Origin of the sequence: Streptomyces sp. 2A115, assembly GCF_052245575.1 — a bacterium.
Classification (GTDB): domain Bacteria; phylum Actinomycetota; class Actinomycetes; order Streptomycetales; family Streptomycetaceae; genus Streptomyces.
On sequence record NZ_JBQQCG010000038.1, the window covers coordinates 89,423 to 106,423 of the forward strand.

The following is a 17,001-nucleotide window of genomic DNA, read 5'->3' on the forward strand; positions in this document are numbered from 1 at the left end:
AAACCGAGCCCGCCCATGATCCTCATCGCCGGTACGGACAAGAGCGGTCGCAGCCACGAGGCAGCGGCGGGCACAGCATCCGATTTGGTCGGCATGTCGTACTGGATCCAGGTGGGTGGCTCGTCCAACACCGCCGACTACTACGGCCGTATCCCCGGCGCTCGCTACGAGATCGCGGAGCACGACGGATCGCACGCGGACATCTGCGACGCGATTCGCTGGGCGTCCGCCCAGCCACCGCACAACGGCAAGCGCAACATGATCGTCTTCGACGACAGCAGTGCCCTGTGGGACATGCTCTGTGACGAGGTCGCTCTGGTCTCCCGCAAGCGCGCCGAGCGCCGGGCCCAGGCCAACGGCCGTCGCACCGCCCGACTCGATGACCCCTACGTCGACGAGGACCGAGACCTGTGGGTCAATGCGAAAGACCGATGGGGTGAGGTGCTGTGGCTCCTGCGCCAGCACCCTGGCCCAGTCGTCATGGTGGCGCGCCAAGAGGTCGTCACCGCCTACGAGAACGACAAGCCCACCCGACACACCACACGCCGCCTCAAGGCCGAGAAGAACCTCTCAGCGGCCGTCGACGCAGTCGTTGAACTCCACGGGATCGGCGAAGGCTACGTCACGGGCGTGCACACCATGGAGTACACGCTGGAGGCGGGCCGACAGTACCGGTTCGCCGGGATCGACCACCTGCTGAGGAAGATGGGCTACGAGGATTCTGCCCCTACTCGCCAATCGACTGAGTCCCGGCCTTGGGCGTACCTCAACGAACAGCGCCTCCAGCAGCAGCCAGCCCCGCCCGCTCCCGCGCAGCACCCTGGCTTGACGGGACCACAAGCCGTGGAGCTGATCCACCAGGCCCTCACCAATGAGAGCGACCCCGAAGCGTGCCTGCACGACGTCCGCGAATACTGGGGCAAGCGCACTCTGGCGCAAGTCCGCACCACGACCAAGCTGTGGGGCGAAATGGACGCGGACGCCCTGATCACCAGGTCCCTGGAGTACGTCAAGGAAGAGGCCAGTAAGCGCAAGCAGGCCGAAGGGAGCGCGTCTGAGCAGACCGGCCCCAGCCCTGCCCAGTCGGCCGAACCTGAGCGCCAAGACCAAACGCGTGCGCACCAGGAGAACGAAGAACCGGACCCTTCACCCGAAGACAGCGATATACCGGTGTCCTCGGAACCTCCTGTGGAATCGGAAGGCACCCCGCCCCCGCCGCCGGACCCGGAGGCAGAGGATCCACCGCCGGGCGAATCTCCGGAGGACACCAGCGCCGCCGAGGAGCCGCAGGACGTCCCCGCTGCTCCTCCGCCCGCGGCCCGGAAGATCCGCAAAAGGTCGAACGAGGACCGTGCGCTCAAGGCACTCAACGCCGAGGCTGACGTCCAGGCCCGGATCAGGATGATGACTGTGGGTGAGCACCTCGGGCCGATCTCCGAGGAGGGCGATCCGCCCATGACCGTTCTCCGGGACTACCTCCAGAAGCACCGGCCCGCGATCATCGCCCAGCTCGAGCAGGAGGGGCAGACGGAGCTCGCAGCCTACTACCGGGAAGTGACCGTCGACCCGCAGATCCAGCAGCGGTTCGCCTCGTACTTCGCGGGCGTGCCCGCGGGGTAGTGAAGTGACGTGAGGCGATGCGCGCCCGGCCCCCTCGGGCGCGCTCCTCGGGCGTCCCGCGCCCATCTCGATCTCATCACCTCACGTCATCTGAGCCCGGCGCGCTCGCGCGCCTCACCCTCTCTGCAGGCGCGCCCAGGTGATCGCGCGCCGATCCCCCGCGCGTTCCGACCGCGCCGACCCGCACCCGCGCCGTCCTTCTGGCGCGCCGACCCACGCGCGCTCAGGCGCGCCTCGAGACCGGGCGCCACCCCGACCGCGCCCCGCGCCGACCCGAGCGCGTTCCCGCGCGCGCCCAGGCGTGCCCATCGGGCAGGTACGCGCCCCACCCGCGCCGCGCGGCGCGCGCCTGCCGAAGATCGCGCGCGCCGGATTGGCCGGACCGCGGGCCCGCGCCGAGGCCTTCACGCGGAGGCGTGCACTGGGCAGCGCGCCATGGGCGTGCGCCTTTGACCTGCCCATTTCCGGAGCGCTCCGCGCGTCCGACCTCGCGCGTCACGGTAGGCGCGGCCTCCTGGACCTCGTCGACTACGCGCGCGGCCCTGGTAGAGCGCCCAGCGGCGCGGTGATCGCTTCTCGAGTGCGCGCGCACTGCGGCGCGGATGGCCGCGCGCCGAGGATCGCGCCCGTCCAGCGCGAGGCCGCGCCCCGAGCGCCTCCCCCCCCGGACATGACGAAGGGCGCGCCATCGGGCGCGCCCTTCGTCATGGACGATCAGTCGGTTGCGCGCCTACTGCGCGCCCTGCCTGGCCGCGCGCCGGAGGGCGCGCCGCTGCCTCCGCACCTCCGCAGCTCGCTCGAGCTCCCCTCCGCGCTCCTGCCGCAGTAGCTTCATCAGTTCCTCGGGGTATCGCTCACCGAGGAGCTTGAGCGCCTGCAGCCGGACGTTCGGCTCGCTCGGCATCCGCCCCTCGCGTGCCTCCCCGTACTGCACGCCGTAGCGCAGGAGACGGGCCTCGGACTCCACCCGGCGACGGAAGCCGTCGATGCGTCGTTCCTGCGCGTTGCCACTTTCGCCGGGGGGCGGCTCGGGCATGAAGCGGGCCGGCTCCTCGAGCATCTGCCGACAGATGTCCGCAGCCCTAACGGCTACTCTCGGTGAGCGGAAGGCGAGTGCTTCGACCCAGGGAGACGTCGGCGCGGGGGCTGGCTCGTCAAGGATGAACCCCGTCCATCGGTCGACGAAGGAGTCGTCGTCGAGGGCCGCCAACTCTTTCGCGTGCTCGTGGGCCAGGTCGTCGACGACGTCCTCGACCGGGGGCATCGCGGTCTTGATCGTCTCCTGCCACGGCGCGATGCGGGCCTTCTGCCGTTTTTTGCTCTCCCCCTCCTGGATGGGGTTGAAGAACTTCGCTCGGCGGACGGCCGTCTTGAGCGCCTCGAGCGTGCGGGGGGCGAGGCGGGGATCGTGGAGAGCTGGGCCCTGGACCTCTCGCGGTGCGCGCTTGTCGGTCCCGCCCATGACGTACTCGACGACCGTGCCCATGAACGCGTCTTCGCTCATCTGGGACAGGCGCTTGATCTCGGCCGCGACGCGCTGCGCATCAGCCATAGGTGTGTTCCTCCACTTTGGGTGTGACCCGTGCTCTCGGGCCGTTGTTCGGGCGGTGTCCGCTGGCATAGAGCGAGGTGGCCGCACGGTCGCGAACAGCGTGTGCCGGATCCTCGCAGGAGCAACCACTCCCCGGCCCCGAGTGCTCTACACGCACCCGGTGACTCGATCCCAATTGGCCAGGTAACCAACGGGCGGGAGGAACACCCCAACTCTTACGAGCGGTGTGGTCTTGCGCCACTGAACCCTGGACCGGAATCTCAAACGCGTTCTTCGCGGCAGCGGTACGGCCACCTCGTTGCAGATGGTACCCGCCGGCAGGGGGCCAGCCTTGCCCCGTCGGCCTTATTCGGCCTGCTGAGACGTCTTCTTGGTAGTGATGGCCTCGATGATCGGGGCTAGCTTGCTGGGCTTCCACACGAGGTCGTAGCTCGTCTGCGAGGCCGCGAGCACACCGAGGATGGTGACCGTGGTCAGCTTGCCGTGCTGGAACTGGTCCCAGCCACCGTCTGCCGCCACGGCGACGACGCCGGCGACGACCGCGGCGACGACCGCGACGACCTTCTTGTACCGAGCCGACCAGGCGGGGCGCTGCACGACCGCGGTGAGCAGCGGGAGCACGGCGCCGACCTGGCCGCCGGTGGAGAGAGCTTCGAGCGTTGCAGACATGGGGTTGCCCTTCATACGAGGTTGCGTGTCGGGCGGACTGTGCGCGCGGCCGACGTCTTGCGTCGCGTCCTAGCTCAGGCGTCGGGCCCGTCGGCCAGGTCCTCGGCGATCTCACGTGGCGGGGCAGGCGTCGGGCCGGTGTAGAGCTTGGCCACCATGGCGCGGAGCTGGTGGATGTACTCGACCGCGGCGGCCTTCCAGCGCCTCCACTGACGCTGTTCCTCCTCCAACCGCTCGACCCGGTTCTCCAGCGTGGTCACCCGCTCGAGCGTCTGCGACGTGGTCGCGCGCTGCTGCTCCAGGAGCTTGGTGAACCCCTCCGTCACGGTCTGCACAGACGCTACGAACGTGCTGGCCTCTTGTGCCTGCGCGTCGGTGTCGGTCTTGCGCTTGTTTCCCCGGTACACCAGCCACGCCCCGCCCAGCATTCCCGTCATGCCGAAGAGGGGAGAGAGGACAGGCGCCAGAGAGGTGAGCCACTCCACGGGGCGCCTCCTCGGTCATCAGTCGTCAGTTGGGATGCGCGGGAGCCTGGGCCCGAAAGCCCGCGGCTCCCCGCAGCCCGGAACGCTGCACCCCGACGGGCGCTTACGTCCCCTCCTGCTCGGCTTGCCTCGTCTGCGCGTACGTGGGGCCGACGCCGGAGACGGCGTTCCAGCCCCTGCGGATCGCGTCGAGGATCTGGTCGTCCGTGATGGCTGCGGCCATGGCCGCCGAGTCCGTCGCCCCGCCCGCGGCAGCAGCGGCGGCCGCGGCGAGCATGGGCGGCGAGGCGACGATGCCGACCATCATCTGCGCGGCCTGCGACTCGGTGGGGCTGAGCACGGTCTTCGACAGGTTCCAGCGCATGGGGTACCCGGCCGTCTCCGGGGGCTCGGCGAACACTTCCTGCGCGACCATCGCGATGGCCATGCGAATGCGGGGAAGTAACGTCGGCTCGCAGGCGAGACCGCAGATGGCGTTCAGGGACAGTGGTAGGGCAGGCAAGGCGGGAGCCTCCTCACTTGGTGTAGGTGACGCGCAGCTTCGGGGGATTGGTCTGGCCGTAGCCGCGCGCGCGGCCGTAGTACGTCAGGCCGGAGGTGTTTGGGTCCAGGGCAATGCCCCGCCACGTCGTGCTGTCGAAGACGGAGGTGATGTCGACCCACTTGCCCTCGTTCTTTGCCCAGGTCACGGTCTTGGACTCGGCGTCGCAGGAGAACGTGGACGGGCGGGAGGTGTGCTTGTGCGCCTTGATCACGGCCTTGCCGCCGCTGTTGTTGTACCAATGATCGAAGTAGAGGTAGACCTCCGCTTTCTGGATGGTCGCCCCCGACAGGTCGGTGCCCAGGGCGGAGGAGAAGCCGATGAGGCTCGCTTGCATGCCGTTGGTGGAGCTGTAGTAGCCCTGGTAACACGAGTTGCCGAAGTACGAGTTGTACGAACCGCGCGCGGCGTAGGAGCCGGACCAGGTGGCGTTGTACGTCTTGGTGTACTGAACGACGGGTGGGGTGGCCGTGCCGCCCCCGGTGTTGTAGCCGCCGGTCTTCGGGATCTCCGGGCCGATGTCCTCGACAATGAAGTAGCAGGTCCGACCGGTAGTCGGCAGACCGAGCTCGAATGTCGTGCCCGTGGTGCTGCCCTCGTAGTCGAAGGAGAGCAAGAACCGGTGAAGGCCCGCGCCAAGCGCGCTTGCTGGGGCGATGTGCTCCAACTCCGCCGTCCAGTACCGGCCCGTGTGTGACGGGGTGAGGACGCAGTTCTGGCGCATCGTCGAAGCGATCGTGGGTGTGGACGCCCCTCCGTCTCGGAGGAAGATCCGGGCCTCACCGTCGTTGCCAGTGTCGAAGTCGGCTGTGGCGTGGAACTTGATGCGGTACATCCGGCCGGCCACGATCGTGGCCGGCAACTCGAAGTAGCCGATTTCCGTGCCGGTCGACGTCACGGTCGTAGCGGGCACGCCGTACGCGATGATGCCGCGCGGCCGCTGATCGAAGATCGCGGTGATGTCGTCGCCGCCGATGGTCAGGCCTTCGGCGATGGCCATCGACTGAAAGCCCGCCTTGCCCTCCTGGTCGATCGTCGCGACCGGCACGCCGTCGGCCGAGAGGGTGAGGTAGTTGGGGCGCCCGGTCAGCAGCGCGACGGCTTCCTCCCCTTCCTCGTCGTAGAGCTGCAGGCCCAGGGGCGACAACTCCGCCCGCGCCCCGGCGAAGCCGGAGGCGGTCACGAAACGCGCTACGGCGTTGTCCCACAGCACGCTGCCCGCTGTGGAGTGGAACGACTTGAGGCGGACGACTACCCGCGCGGTGCCGGACGGAGCGACGACTGATCCGATCCCGGCGATTCGCGCCCATGCGCCCCGGACGACAGGGCCCGCGCCGGTGGTGACGTTGGCCCAGTCGATGGCGGTGCCAGAAGCGTCCTGCCACTCGGCATAGATGAGGACCTGTTCGCCCACCCAGTCGCTGGAGGCGTTGTAGTCGATGGCGAGGTACATCTTTTGACCAGGCGTGGCGGGGATCGGGCCGACGAGCGGAAGTTCATCTATGGAGGTGGCATCCTGGCGCAGTGCCTGCGCGGTGCCGTTGCCACCAGCGACGAGCGTCCACGCTGCCCTCCCGGAGACGCGTTGGACACTCACGGCGCCCTCGAAGGAGGGGTCGGCGATCAGGTTGCCGCCGTCCGCGCCGATCGCGAGCCGGTCCGCGGTGAGAGATCCGGCCTTGACATGGGTGGCGTCGATTACTCCGGCCGCGATCTTGGTAGCGGTCACGGAGTTCACCGCGAGTTTGTCGGCCGTCACGGCGAGCGCGTTGAGCTTGTCCGTGGTGATCGCGAGTGAAGCGATCTTCTCCGCGGTCACGGCCAGGGCGAGGAGCTTGTCAGTGGTGACCGCCCCCGCAAGGATCTTCGGCGCGGTGATCGCTCCGTCAGCGATCTGAACCCCCGGGACCACCGGACGGACCGCCGCGTTGTCGTACCAGGCGTCACCCGCAGTCGTCAGCGCGGTCTGCACACGGATGGCAGCGCGGACCGTTCCGGCCGGCGCCGTGACGGTGCCGGATATCCGCGCCCATGCTTCCCGTACCGGCGTGCCGCTCGTGCCGACGACGCCGTACCCGAGGACTGCCCCTGCGGCGTCTTCCCAGCGGGCATGAATGTTGACGGACGTGCCCGCCCAGTCCGCGGATACGAAGTAGTCCGCGGCGAGGTAGAACTGATCCCCCGGCAACGCCGGGATCAACGTCAGCGGGACGTCCCGGTAGACAGGGGTGGCCGATCGGCTGTCGAGCTTCAGCGAGGCAGCGGAGCCGTTGCCCTTGGTCTTGTCCTGCGTGGCGTAGGACAGGCCGAGGATCAGCGAGGCGGTGACCGCGCCCTCGAAACTGGGGTCGGGCAGGATGTTCGATCCGCCCGTGACGGTGAGCTTGTCTGTCGTGATGGCTCCGGCCGCCACGGCATTCGCGGTGACGGACCCGGCCGCCAGTTCCAGCGCGGTGACGGAATTCGCCTGCAGCTCCCGGGCGCTGATCGCATCCGCGGCGACCTTCCCCGCGGTCACGGCGTCCGCAGCGAGCGCCGCGGTGTTCACGGCCCCGGCCGTGATGTTGACGGAGTCGACGATGCCCGTCTTGAGCGCCTCGAGCGTCACGCAGTCGACTTGCATGACGTTCGTCGACGTTGCGCCCAGCCCTGTGTAGTTGAGCCACACGTACGGCGCGATGAACCGGACGTCGTTGTGCATCAGGCCCGGAGACCGCGGATCGTTGTTAGGGCCGGCCGACCCGGTTGCGGCCCTGTCCTTCACGAATCCGACGACCGTGACCCAGCCGTCTGCCTGCGTGATGGTCCGACCGGAGGCGGCGACGTAGTAGTGCGAGTTCGGGCTTCCGGCCACACCCGTGCGGTTGACGAGCGTCTTGCCGTCCGCACCAATGCCGGCGATGCCGACATAGAACGTGTCGCTGGTCCCGGCCTTGAGACGCACCCGGGCGCTCAGCCGGTACAGCACCCCCGGCTCGTACGGGATGGTCGTGGTGCCCTGCAGCCGGTTGTAGCCCGTGGCCTGGCCCACCCGCTGACTGGTCGGGGCATCGGTGACACCGGTAAGGAACTCCCAGGTGGCCCCGGTGCCCTTCTCCGTGACCGTCCAGGCCGCCGGGTCGTTCATCGTGTCGACGTAGCGCTGGGCCGCACTGTCGCTGAGGGCGCCGCCGAGGGCGTTGATGGTGACGGCCCCGGTGGCGATCTTCCCGAGCGTGACCGCGGCCTTGGCCAGCTTGTCCGCGAGGACTGCACCGTCGGCGAGCGCGGTGGTGCCGACAGCTCCCAGCGCGATTTTCGCGGCGGTCACGGCGCTCTCGGCGAGCTTCTTCTCCGTGATCATTCCGTCGATGAGGTCCTGCTCCACGGCCTGCCGGGGCTGGCCCTGTACGGCCACGGATGGGGGGCCGGTGAGGGAGGCGGTGTTCTGGCCGACCAGGCGCACCCACACGGTGTCGTAGCCCTCGATGGCGATCGTCACCGTGCCGCCGACCTGGGCCGTGATCGTGGCGACGTGCGTGGTCAGGTCCGGCGTGAACTCCGCGGTCGTACCGACGTGGACCTGGACGAGGGCGAAGTCCGTGGGGGTGGTGTAGGCGTCTTCCCATTGCCCGTCCCAGCCGACGAGGAGGCCGGCGAGTACGGCCTCGATGGTCGGGGCGGTCGGCGTCGGGGGCGGGGTGGTGTTGACCGGGACCAGGGCGACGCCGCCGTCGGGCTGTACGCCGACGCTGCCCTTGAAAACGCCCTCGTCGTCGTAGATGTCGAGGGAGCCGCCCTCGATGCTCGTGTAGCTGGCCTGGGTGGTGCGCTCCAGCGCTTTGAGGCGCCGGTCGTAGTCGTCGAGCAACTGCGCCAGGCGCTTCGCATCGGTCTGATCGTCGAGGAAGTTCGCCATGGCCGCGGATGGTGAACGGTGGCCATGGCTAACGTCGCGTGCTCAGTAGTGGAAGGAGTCCGAGCGCCTCAAGGTGAGGGTGCAGCGGCCGTCCGCGCTGATCTCGTCGCCGATGATGCGGTGCCAGACGTCGATGTCGCCGACCCACGGGACGTGCACCTGGACGCGGATGTCGTCGCCCAGGGACCACGATCCGAAGCGGGCGTTCGGGTGGTCCCATATCTGGATGGCGGGGATCTGCAGGTTCGCGGTGCGGCCGGCGAGCTCCTTGTCCCCGCGGCTGCGGAGCGACTTGTCGGAGGCCAGGGTCTTGTCGGTGACGGTGACGACCCGGCGTAGTCGGCCGCCGGTCCGTGGGCGGTAGACCTGTGCCCGCTTCATCTTCTTGCCCTCGCCCTTGCCCAGGACGATGGCCTCGTTGGCGTAGTCGTCGCCCATGCCCTCGGGCTTGGCGATGGCGGCGATGTTCTCGCCGTCCATGAACCGCAGGTCGGGGCGCTTGCGGCCGAGGCGTGGCTTTCCCAGCCGGACGCGGTGGTTGATGGTGTTGCTGGTCGCGTTCGCCCACTCGTGGGTCTCGAGCCAGTCGAACGGGGTCTGTGTGGTCAGGGTGTCGAGGACCTGCCCACAGTCGGGGTTGTCCCACCAGGCCAGTTCCCACGGGTCTTCACCATTGGAGGTGCCCAGGAGCTCCCCGAGGTCGTGGGTGTCGACCTTGATGCCGATGTTGCCGCCGGGCTTGCCCTGGACGTGAGCCCAGACGTGCCGGAAGCCGTCGAAGACGTCGATGCGGGGGCCGCCGTACGGCTTCGGCGGCGGGGGGACCTTCTTCTTGCCCTTCTGCCCGTCGACCCAGCCGTCATGGTTCTTGTCCTTACCGGCGTACGGATCCTTGGGGGTGATCTTCTTCCCGGAGATGATGTAGCTCTCGTACGGGATGCCGTGCGGGTAGTTGCTGAACCCCTCGCAGGCGACGGTGAACTGGGGCCCGTCGAACGACGTCTTCGTGATGATGCCGCCCCACCGGATGCCGCCGTCGATCTCCAGATACAGCTTGGTGCCCCACTCCTGCAGGATCGGGGTACCGTCCGAGCCGATCATGCGCGCGTACTCGGGGGTGATGGTCCCCGTCATCGCCCCCGGCCCGGACAGATCCCGCTTGGGATTCGAGGACAGGGCGAACGGCACCTCCCAGTCGAGGACCTCATCGCCGAGGGCGCGCTGAGCGATGAACCGCCACCCCTGCATCAGACCGCGTCCTCCGTCGGGTCCTCGACGAACTCGATGTCCGCGAAGACCGTGGCGCCGCCGTCTGCCTCCAGGACCCCGGTGTATCCGCTCGAGGCGCCACAGCCCTCGAGCACCAGGTCGTAGACGTTGCCGCGCATGGAGGCCGGGATGGTGACATCGCCGCCACCGACGAACGTGAACCGCTGAGCGCTGCCGACCCAGTCGCAGTTGAAGTTCGTGATGGGAGTCGCGAGGGACCCCAGGACTGCCCGCAGGTGGCCGTACGAGTCCTTGGCGTTGCGCTGGTCGAGACCCGCCCAGGTCGCCATGATCGTCGCCTTGGTGGCCCACTCGGGGACCTCGATGTCCCAGCGGGCGCCGTTGGGGAACTCCTCCCAGCTCGGGAACTTGGTGTTCCCGACCTCGTCAGGGGTGGTCCACGTCCCGCGCAGCGCGCGCACGACTCGTCGGCGGCGGGGGTTCGCCATCTCCCGCAGGTCCTTGATCATGCCCTGGGTGATCGCGGACGTGTTCGCCGGAATGTCGATGCGGGCCAGGGTGATCGCCGAGTCACCGGCGCGGACCTGCTTGACCCGGGTCGTGGTCTTCGGAACACCGGAGATGACCCGGGTGAAGATGTACGGGCCGACGGTCGGGTCAGCTGGCTGGTTCCACGTCTCGCCGTAGCTGTAGGGGTTCTCGATGCGCGCGACGATCAGGTCACTGCGCGCGGTCGCGCCGGTCGCCGCGATGTTCACGGTGTCCGCGCTGGGCAGCCGTGCGGCGTACGCCTGGTACCTGGCCCCGGCCGCGCGGTTGAGGATGGCGCACGCGCCGGTCATGACCTGCACCGAGGACCCTGGCGAGCTGAGGGCCTTCACCTGCAGATCCGAGTTGCCGATGATGCCCTCGGCGCCGGCGAACGCCGCGTAGGCCAGGAGTCGGGCCACCTCGGAGCTGTGCTCGGCGCCGCCCTCGGTGAACCAGGGCACTGAATCCCACGGCATGTGTCTTACCTCCGCTGCTGTTGATGGACAGCGGAGGCTCACCCCCGGCGGGCCTTAACGTCGCGCCCTGCCGGGGCGCCCGGGTCACAGGTAGGGGTAGGCGTCGCGCCAGGTGATCGTCATGTACGCCGTGCCGGTGGCGTCGGTCCCGCGGAGGATGAAGTCGTGTCGGCCCACGGGCAGGAGCAGGTCCTGCAGTCGGGGAGAGCCGCGGGTGATGTCGCCCGCGACGGACGCCCCGCTGTTCCGCAGGACGGTCCGGGCCCACGGCCGTGGGTCGACCGTGACGTACTGGCCGGCGCCCAGCGTCAGGCCACTGAACGTCAGCTTCCAGCCGCCGACGACCTCGCACGTCGGATTGCTGATCGGCCCGTAGAACCTGATGACGGGCCAGGTGGGACTCTTCCCCCCGATCACCGCCTCGCCCGGCACCTTGGTCGCTCCCTGCCCTGTCATCGACAGTGGCTCCGCGAGCGGGCCGACGAGCCCGCGGTGCGGCGGCGGATTGAGGTCAACGCGGAGCGTCTGCTCGGTGTCGTCGTACGCGGTGTCATCGACGCACACGAACGTGGCCACGACCGGCGTGTGCCCCTGGCGGGTGAGCCTGGACCCAGCGGGAGCGAACTTGCGGGGGCGTCCGTAGAAGCGGCGCGGCCGGCCGCCCTGGGTGGTGCGCAGCACCGCCGGGGTCGCCATCCGCTTGCGGACCGCCTTGCCGTCCCAGGCCTGCCCCATCACCGAGACCGCGTCCAGGTTGGCAGCGTGGCGGCCGATCATGTTCGCGGCGTCGTCGACGGTGTCCACGCCTACCTCGAAGGTGACGGTGGCTTGGCCGCGGTAGTCCTCGCCGAACCGGGCCCCGTCCTCGCGCGGCATGGGAGTGTCCCCGGCGTCGACGTCGGCATAGGTGATCTCGTACGGCTCCAGCAGGTAGTAGCCAGACTCGATCGTGCCGAAGGTGAAGTTCGCCGCCGGGTGAACCCCGTTGGCACTGTAGGAGAGGTTCCATTCGCCCTCACGGAGTGGCATGTGCGCCTCCTCGGCGGATACGGCGCAGCTCGAACAGGGCGTCGCTCAGGGCTGCGCCCGGGGTCATGGGCGCGCCGGTCATGGTCAGGTTGAGGTCGCCTCCGACGAGCGCCGCGGCGGCCGGTGAAGCGGTCGCCCGTGAGCGGGGCGCACTCGCCGCGGTGGTGCGCACCGCGCCGTTCGCGTACTGACGGAGGGCTCCCTGGGCGAAGTACACGACCTGGCCGCCGAACATCTCCGCAACGCGCTCGAGGATGGCCTTGCTGCGCTTGCGCTTGCTGGGCGCGAGGGGTACGTAAGCCTCGCCCTGCGTCTCGGGCTCATTCCACACGCGGATCTCGCCCGGTCTTCCGATCTGCGCGATGTGCCGCTCGGCGCCGGCCGCGAACGCCTTGATGCGGTTGGTGGCCGCTCGGATGCCGCCGTTGGCGTAGTGGACGATCCCGCCGTCCGCGTGGGTGCGGACGACGGACGGCTTGCCTGACTCGCTGTACTGGACGGTGACGTGGACGGTCTTACCGGTGAGGCCGTTGATCGCTCCCTGAATGCGCTGCACGTTGGCCAGCGGCGACGCGGTCGGGGCGGTGATCCGGACCGTCTTGCCGTTGGAGCCGTCGACCGTCTTGATCTTGTAGCCGAGATCCTTCAACGCCTGTTGCGCGGTCTTCGTGGGCGCCTTGACGTCGATGCTCTTGCCCTTGGGCAGGCCCGCCACCTTCTCCTGGACGTTTTTCAGGTCGCCGGCGGCCTGCTTGATGATCGCCTGGACGGTGACCTTCTTCTTGTCCGGCGCGTTGGCGATGTCCTGGGCCAGGGCGGAGATGTTCACGCGCGCGCCGCCGGTCGGGGCGGTGACTGAGACGTTCTTGCTGCCGGGGATCCGCTGCACGGTGAAGCCGAGGGCCTCGAGCTGTGCGCGGGCCTCGATGGTGGGCGCCTTGATCTGGATGCCCTTACCCGGCGGAATGCTCTCCAGCTTGCCGCGCAGGGCGAGGATCTCGGCGGTCGCTGCCGGGATGCCCGTTGCGGTGACCAGGGTGGTGATGGTGTCCGGGACGAATCCCATCTGATCGGCGAGCGCCTTGGCCTGAGCCTTCGGGATGGCCATGTCCGTGGCGAGCTGGATGGCCTTCGCGCGGGCCCGCTCCATCGCCTCCTGGCTCTTGTCCATCGCGGTGGACATGGGCATCAGGCCCTGTTCCGCGGCTTCCTGCGCCCGGGTCGCCACTCCGAGCATGCCGTCGCGCAGCTCCGTGAGCTGTCCGTTCAGGTTCTGGCCGTTCTTGGTCGTGGTGTTGACCAGACCGTCGTTGGCGACCAACGCCTTGCCCCAGCCGTCGGCCTTCTCGATGTTCGACTTCATCGTGTCGTCGATCTGCAGCATCACGGCGTTGAGCTGTGCCTCAGCGTCATGGAAGCTCTGGGTGTTGCCGTTCAGCGCGTCCAGAGCCCGCTTGAGGGCATCGACACGTTCGTCCGCGGACTTCGTCTTGTCGCTGAACGTCGTCACGGCGGACTGGAGACGGCCGTACGCATCGGTGCCGGTGGTGCCCGACTGGTTGATCGCGTCGCCGAGTTCCTTGTGCTTCTTCTGGCTGTCCTCGAGTTCGCCCTTCACCGTGCCGATGGCGTCGCGGGCCCGGATCGCGGCGAGGCCCTCGTCGTCCCATGCCTGCGCGGCGCCGGTCGCGGTGGTGACCCACACCTTGTGCGCGTCGGCTGTCTCCTGGAGCTTCTTCTGCAGATCACCGAGGGACGTGCCCTGCCCGAGGTACGCGTTCGTCAGATCGCCGAGGCTGACTCCCGCCTCGCGGACACTGTCGACCAACTTGCCCTTGCCGTCGGCGAGCTCCGTGTCCTGGAGGAGTTGCGCGGCCTGGGCGCGGACATTCGCGTCGATCGCCCCGCCGGACGCGACCAGTGCGTCCGTCAGCGACTTCACCCGCTCCTGGTGCGCCTGGGTGGCGCGGGCGGCCTCTTCCTGCCGTGAGGCAAGCAGGCCGAGCCCGATGGTGACGCCAATGAGAGCGATACCGAGCGGCCCGCCGAGCGCAGAGGTGATGCCGCCGATGGCCCGGGAAGCTACGCGGTTGGCCGCGCCGATTCCGCGCATGGCGCCGGACAGGCGGTTTCCCTGTGTCGCCGCGCCCTGGTAGGCGAGGCCCATGCGCTGCCATGTGGTGATCTGAGGGCCCATGACCCCGGGGCCCAGGCTTCCGCGCATGATGGTGCCGAGCGTGCGTGCGGACGTTCCCGCGGCTGCGACCGAGGTGCCGAAGCCGCGGATCATGCCAGCGACACCGGTGATCACCTTGAGGGCGAGCATCGTGCCCAGGAACGTGGCCAGGACGGTGTTCGCGCCGGGGATGATGGTCATCAGCGTGTTGAAGACCTCGAGCAGGCCACTGAACGCCAGGAGCAGTACACCGAGCCCAGACCCGGCCGCGGAGACGTTCCCGATCGCTGTGGCGATGTTCGAGATCACCGAGATGATCGCTGGCCCGATGGTCTGCCCGAGGGCGTTGAAGAAGGTCCCCAAGGCCGGCATCAACTCGGTTCGGATCTGCCGGACCAGGTCGAGGATTCCGCCGTCCCTCATGGACCGGCCCATCCCGCGCATGAGGTCGCCGAACAAGGCGTTGACCTCGTGAAACACGGGCGCAGCGTCCGAAAAGAACTGCTGCATGACCCGCTGGCCGACGCCCGAGTTGGCCCAGCGCTCGAAGCGCTTCATGCTGCCTTCGAGGCCGTTGAGCAGCGAGTTGCCGGTGTCCATGGCCGCGCGGCCGACACCACCGAGTCCCTTGATCAGGCTGCCGGTGGTCCGGCCGAGCTGCACGGCCTTGTCGCCAGCGTGGTCCAGGAACTTGGCGAGGCTGCCGGTTTCCCGACCCGCCTTCATGGAGGCCCGGAACCACTGGGTCATCCGTTCGCCACCCCGGCTGACCCGCTCGACGAACGGACCGGAGGCGACGAGGAAGTCCAAGGTGCCGCGACCGAGGTTGGCCAAGCCGTCGGTCATGGTGCCGATGACGCGGGAGTTCGTGCCCGCGATCGTCTTGAAGTCTTTGCGGAAGACCCCGGTCTGCATGGCCTTCGCGCCGCGCTCCGCGAGCTCGCCCATCTGGGAGGCGGAGTCGCCGAGGGCGTCCTGCAGGAGCGGGAACACCGACTTCGAGAGCGGCTTGATGTCGTCCGCGACCTTGGAGAAGAACCGCTCACTGACGGCCATGCGGACCTTGCCCCACGCCGCTTGCAGCGAGGAGACGGCCTTGACCGCATCGCGGGCCGACGGCGAGAGCTTGTCCAGTGCCTCCTTGAGCTTCTTCTGCTGCGCCTCGGTGACCTTGCCGTCCGAGGCCATCATTTGCTGGGCCTTGACCGACTCCTTGAGTGCGTCGCCGAAGCCCTTGAATGCGACCTTCGTGCCGATCGCCGCGGTGCCCGCCGCGGCGATCAGGCCGGGTATCGCACCGAGGACACCGACCGCGGGCGCGGCCGCGGAGACGAGTGCGGTCAGCCCGGCGCCGTACTGGCCGATGAGTGCGACCGCGGGCTGGAGCAGGGAGACGATGGCGCCGATGCCGAGCATCCGCAGACTGCGGCCGCCCCTCGGCATCCGCACGTTCACGGGGACGTCGATCGGGTTGCGGTCGGCCTCGCCCTGGGCGCCGGCGATGAGTCCGCGGAGCCGGGCGAGGAGACCGCCGCCGCTGTTGCCGTCTCCATCGGGGCGGACGGGGATGTTCAGGTCGGTGTCGTCGATGCGGCGCCGGATGCCGTCGAGGGTGGTGCGGAACCGCTCCTCGTCGATCTCGACGCGGATCTTCGCGGTGACGCCCTTGGACGCCTCCTTGACCGCTTCCTTGAGCCGTCGTTTCAGGCCCTTGGAGTCGACCTCGACCTTGATCTTGGCGGCCAGGCCCTCGGCAGCCGTCTCGACGGCCGTGCGCAGCCGTTCAGCGAACCCCGAAAGGTCGGCGACGACCGGCACGTCGAGGCGGCCGGCCTGCAGGCCCTCAGCCACTTCGGACCATTCCTCTCTGCATGGCGGCGGCGAGCATCTGGCGGTGGCCGCTCATGCGGGGTGCCTGCGGTTCCGGGGCGGGCTGCGACGGCCTGGGCGGTGTGCCGGGGCCGCTGTGCGTCACGGCGTCGGAGCGCGGCGGGCGAACGATGGTGGTCGGCTCCTCGCGCCGCTTGTCTGCGGCCAGGAGCCCGATCTCCTCGACGACGAGGGCCAGGAGCTCGAGGACCTTGGTCCAGCCGCCGAGAGGGGCTGAACGGACCCGGGAGTCGTCTGGCAGGCCGTCGACGAGAGAGATCAGTCGGCGGAGTCCGAGGAATCCGGGTTGTCCGGGACGAAGCCAGATACGTCGGGCGTCGACTCCGTGGAAGCGGGAGAGGTCGGATTCAACGTCTGCGAATCGCTCGCGGACGAGTCGGCCGACCGAAAGAGCTTTCCCAACTCCACCCCGTAGACCTTGATGAGGCCGGTGGTCAGGCGGACGTAGTCGCCGATGAACGGGCGCTTCTTGAGGAACTCCTCGTGCTGGTCGCCCAGGAGGATTCCGTACGTCTCCCGGATCGCGACGAGGAACTTCCGCGGGAGGGTCGGGCGCCGGAACAGGGCGGTGACGACCTCGGAGACGCCGGCGTCGCCGTCGGCTGAGTCGATGACGTCGCCGAGGAGTCCGACCAGGTCCAGCTCGTCCGACAGGATCGGGTCGAGGGCTTCGGCGGGCAGCTCCGCCGGAAAGATGAACTGTTCTCCGCCGAACTTGACCGGGATGCCGTCGGGGTACTGAACCTCGCGGCGCTCGGCGTCCAGGTCGATGACGAACGACATGTGCGTGACCTCTTCGTTGGTGCGTAGCTGGGTTGCCGGTTTCGGCAGCGCGCGGACAGTGGCAGCGCTGCGCGGCTTGTGTCGCGGCGTGGGGACACCCCCGCCCCATCCGGGGGGAGGG

Annotated in this window: 11 protein-coding genes; 1 reads left to right on the forward strand and 10 read right to left on the reverse strand. The window is 68.9% G+C overall.

The window, feature by feature from the left end:
• Nucleotides 1-15: 15 nt before the first annotated feature.
• Nucleotides 16-1,620 (forward strand): hypothetical protein, encoded by a 1,605-nt coding sequence (locus ACTWQR_RS29440; RefSeq protein ID WP_443230222.1) that lies wholly within the window; start codon nucleotides 16-18, stop codon nucleotides 1,618-1,620.
• Nucleotides 1,621-2,350: 730 nt separating this feature from the next.
• Here ACTWQR_RS29440 and ACTWQR_RS29445 read toward each other — a convergent pair.
• The 10 genes from ACTWQR_RS29445 to ACTWQR_RS29490 all read right to left on the reverse strand — a co-directional run.
• Nucleotides 2,351-3,172 (reverse strand): hypothetical protein, encoded by an 822-nt coding sequence (locus tag ACTWQR_RS29445; RefSeq protein WP_443230223.1) that lies wholly within the window; start codon nucleotides 3,170-3,172, stop codon nucleotides 2,351-2,353.
• A 345-nt stretch (nucleotides 3,173-3,517) separates the two neighbouring features.
• Nucleotides 3,518-3,841, reverse strand: a complete 324-nt coding sequence (locus ACTWQR_RS29450; protein WP_443230224.1) for a hypothetical protein — start codon at nucleotides 3,839-3,841, stop codon at nucleotides 3,518-3,520.
• Between the two features lie 74 nt (nucleotides 3,842-3,915).
• Nucleotides 3,916-4,326: a hypothetical protein gene (locus ACTWQR_RS29455; protein ID WP_443230225.1), complete on the reverse strand. Its 411-nt coding sequence runs from the start codon at nucleotides 4,324-4,326 to the stop codon at nucleotides 3,916-3,918.
• Nucleotides 4,327-4,429: 103 nt separating this feature from the next.
• A complete protein-coding gene (locus ACTWQR_RS29460) occupies nucleotides 4,430-4,828 on the reverse strand; it encodes a hypothetical protein (RefSeq protein WP_443230226.1) in 399 nt (132 codons plus the stop codon).
• Between the two features lie 13 nt (nucleotides 4,829-4,841).
• Nucleotides 4,842-8,765 (reverse strand): hypothetical protein, encoded by a 3,924-nt coding sequence (locus ACTWQR_RS29465; RefSeq protein WP_443230227.1) that lies wholly within the window; start codon nucleotides 8,763-8,765, stop codon nucleotides 4,842-4,844.
• Between the two features lie 42 nt (nucleotides 8,766-8,807).
• Nucleotides 8,808-10,013, reverse strand: a complete 1,206-nt coding sequence (locus ACTWQR_RS29470; protein WP_443230228.1) for a hypothetical protein — start codon at nucleotides 10,011-10,013, stop codon at nucleotides 8,808-8,810.
• Nucleotides 10,013-11,002 (reverse strand): hypothetical protein, encoded by a 990-nt coding sequence (locus ACTWQR_RS29475; RefSeq protein ID WP_443230229.1) that lies wholly within the window; start codon nucleotides 11,000-11,002, stop codon nucleotides 10,013-10,015. Before ACTWQR_RS29475 ends, ACTWQR_RS29470 begins: the two co-directional genes overlap by 1 nt.
• A gap of 84 nt (nucleotides 11,003-11,086) precedes the next feature.
• Nucleotides 11,087-12,031, reverse strand: a complete 945-nt coding sequence (locus tag ACTWQR_RS29480) for a hypothetical protein (protein ID WP_443230230.1) — start codon at nucleotides 12,029-12,031, stop codon at nucleotides 11,087-11,089.
• Nucleotides 12,018-16,058 carry a hypothetical protein gene (locus ACTWQR_RS29485; protein WP_443230231.1) on the reverse strand — a complete coding sequence of 1,347 codons (4,041 nt, stop codon included), beginning with the start codon at nucleotides 16,056-16,058 and terminating at the stop codon, nucleotides 12,018-12,020. Before ACTWQR_RS29485 ends, ACTWQR_RS29480 begins: the two co-directional genes overlap by 14 nt.
• A gap of 297 nt (nucleotides 16,059-16,355) precedes the next feature.
• A partial coding sequence (locus ACTWQR_RS29490) for a hypothetical protein (RefSeq protein ID WP_443230232.1) occupies nucleotides 16,356-17,001 on the reverse strand: 646 nt, incomplete at its 5' end.

Coding starts and splice junctions, on each gene's coding strand:
- ACTWQR_RS29475 (WP_443230229.1), bottom strand. CDS start 11,002: ATGCCGTGGGATTCAGTGCCCTGGTTCACCGAGGGCGGCGCCGAGCAC.
- ACTWQR_RS29445 (WP_443230223.1), bottom strand. CDS start 3,172: ATGGCTGATGCGCAGCGCGTCGCGGCCGAGATCAAGCGCCTGTCCCAG.
- ACTWQR_RS29465 (WP_443230227.1), bottom strand. CDS start 8,765: ATGGCGAACTTCCTCGACGATCAGACCGATGCGAAGCGCCTGGCGCAG.
- ACTWQR_RS29440 (WP_443230222.1), top strand. CDS start 16: ATGATCCTCATCGCCGGTACGGACAAGAGCGGTCGCAGCCACGAGGCA.
- ACTWQR_RS29480 (WP_443230230.1), bottom strand. CDS start 12,031: ATGCCACTCCGTGAGGGCGAATGGAACCTCTCCTACAGTGCCAACGGG.
- ACTWQR_RS29470 (WP_443230228.1), bottom strand. CDS start 10,013: ATGCAGGGGTGGCGGTTCATCGCTCAGCGCGCCCTCGGCGATGAGGTC.
- ACTWQR_RS29450 (WP_443230224.1), bottom strand. CDS start 3,841: ATGTCTGCAACGCTCGAAGCTCTCTCCACCGGCGGCCAGGTCGGCGCC.